The organism is Brevibacillus sp. BC25 (assembly GCF_000282075.1).
Lineage (GTDB): Bacteria > Bacillota > Bacilli > Brevibacillales > Brevibacillaceae > Brevibacillus.
Window position 1 is genome coordinate 1 of record NZ_AKIX01000096.1, and the last position, 2,311, is coordinate 2,311.

Sequence of the window (2,311 nt, forward strand, 5' to 3'; positions counted from 1 at the left end):
GGAGCCGTTTTGGCCAAATTTCCTGTTGAAAGAGTGGATGGTGGCAGCCGTTTGCTTAGTTGGCTTCCTCGTGTTGACGGTTTCTCATCCGTCGCCGTTGACTGACAAAGCAAATCCGAATGATACATCATTCATTCCGTTGCCAGACTGGTACTTCTTGTTCCTGTATCAATTGCTGAAATATCCATGGGCTGCAGGGGATTGGGTCGTTCTTGGAATCGTTGTTATTCCAGGTATCGCATTTGGTGCACTGATGCTGGCGCCTTGGCTGGATACCAGCAAAGAGCGTCGTCCTAGCAAACGTCCAGTTGCTACAGGCTTGATGCTGACGGCACTCGTTGGTATTTTCTACCTGACTTGGGCGGCAAACCATGAATATCATCTGGCTCACCCAGATAAAGGTAAAGGAACTGGTGGTAAACAGGGATCTAGTGCAACTGCACCTGCTCCGGCTGACACCAGCTTTACAGCAGATGCGCTTTGGAAAGCGCAAACAAGCTGTATGGGATGCCATGGTAAAAACATGGAGGGTGGCATGGGTCCAAACCTCCAAAAAATCGGTGCAACTTTGGATGCAGCCAAGATTACTGACGTCATCAAGAACGGTAAAGGCGGAATGCCAGCCGGTTTGCTCAAAGATGATGCAGAAATCGCAAAGCTAGCTGAATACATGGCTGGCTTGAAATAAGCTAATAGGGGAAAAGCTGGCTGGTAATGCGGTCAGCTTTTTCGTTAGCGGCGTACACAGCGGGAGACGATTATACATGATCTGGATATGGGAGTGGTTTCGGCAATCTTTGGGCAAAAGGTGGTTTCTTTGGACGCTGTTCTTCGTCAACTTTTTGGGAACCATATATGGATTCATCTGGTATGGTAACCAATTGGCAGAGACACCAGCATATTTGATTCCTTTTGTCCCGGACAGCCCGACAGGTAGCGGACTTTTTTCGCTTGTACTCCTTACCTATTTGTTGGGTCGCCACATTCCTGTACTGGAAGCTTTGGCTGGCATCACCAATTTTAAGTATGGTGTCTGGGCCGTTTGCATTATCGTGGCTGGTTGGTTGATGGGCAATGAAGTGCGTTGGACAGACGTGATGCTGATCATTTCCCACACTGGCATGGCTGTGGAATCTGTTTTGTATGCGCGTTTTTACAAGCTAAGTCTTCTGCCGGTGGGAATCGCTGCACTGTGGACACTGAATAATGATTTTCTCGATTACGTCATGGACATCCATCCGTGGCTGCCGAGTGTACTAGATCCGTATGAAGGCTTCGTTGGATTGTTTACGGTTCTTCTCAGTCTGATCTCGATCTCGGTGATCTGGTGGATGAATATGAAGTATACGACAAATAAGGTCTAATCTTGTCCTCCTTTCCATAGGCTGTACTAGGGAAGGAGGTTATTTGCGTTGAAGAAAAACATCCGGTTTTTATTATTCTTTCTCATGATCGGGTTGTTCTTGTCGTGGCCCATTCATAATTTGTACTCGAAGCTGAATCAACCGATAGAAGAAAAGCAGTTGGCAGCATTAGATCAAATTGCGCATGAGTTACTGACGTATGCAAAAAAGGGAGATCTTGAAGGGGCAGAGCAACGCATTGTACAGCTGGCAGAACGATTCCCGAACCAGCATTTGCCCAATCCGATACGAATTGAGAGTCTGAATGCAGTGACACAGTCCATACTAGCAGCCAAGCAAAGCTTTGCTTCCGCAAACGCAAGTGAACAGCAATTGCTGTGGCATGCCACGCGGGTTCGTATCGCCATAGACGCACTAACGCATGATCACCAGCCGATGTGGCGGAGCTACTATCCTTCTCTCGTCACACAGGTCCAAAACCTGCAACTATCGGCTGTTGAGCGGAATTTCAGTCAGTTTCGCGAACAGTTCGATGAGAATTACCGATTATTTTTGGCCATTAAGCCGGGGATGAGTATTCAGCTTCCAGAGGGCCAAATGTCCTCGATTACAGTCGCGTACGATATCATATCCAAAGAGATGCGAAACAGCCAAGTAGATTGGCAGCTTGTACGAGAGGCGTTGCGAGAATTGAACGGCTCTTTTCAAGTGGCTTTTGTGGGAGAAGAGAAGAGTACGTTTGCTCGTTTAATGATGCGGCCAGATTCACCTATTGTTATTCTTGCATCGATTTCGATTGCTTTGATCATGGCCTTGTCTTATGTGGCGTGGAAGAAATATGACGGAGAAATCCGTTCGACGTAATAGATATAGAAAACCCTTGCCTGTACGTGAAGTGCACCCCTTAGAATAGACATTGGAAAAACCCCTAGGTTTAACCGATGAAA

Annotated in this window: 3 protein-coding genes; all 3 read left to right on the plus strand. The window is 47.1% G+C overall.

The window, feature by feature from the left end; translation table 11 throughout:
- Positions 1-688, plus strand: a 688-nt coding sequence (locus tag PMI05_RS22720) for a menaquinol-cytochrome c reductase cytochrome b/c subunit (RefSeq protein ID WP_007726854.1), incomplete at its 5' end; no start/stop codon positions are given.
- A gap of 76 nt (positions 689-764) precedes the next feature.
- Entirely contained in the window at positions 765-1,364 is a 600-nt protein-coding gene (locus PMI05_RS22725) for a DUF1405 domain-containing protein (protein WP_007726856.1), read from the plus strand.
- Positions 1,365-1,412: 48 nt separating this feature from the next.
- Positions 1,413-2,228 carry a sporulation protein YpjB gene (locus PMI05_RS22730; protein WP_007726858.1) on the plus strand — a complete coding sequence of 272 codons (816 nt, stop codon included), beginning with the start codon at positions 1,413-1,415 and terminating at the stop codon, positions 2,226-2,228.
- Positions 2,229-2,311 lie beyond the last annotated feature (83 nt).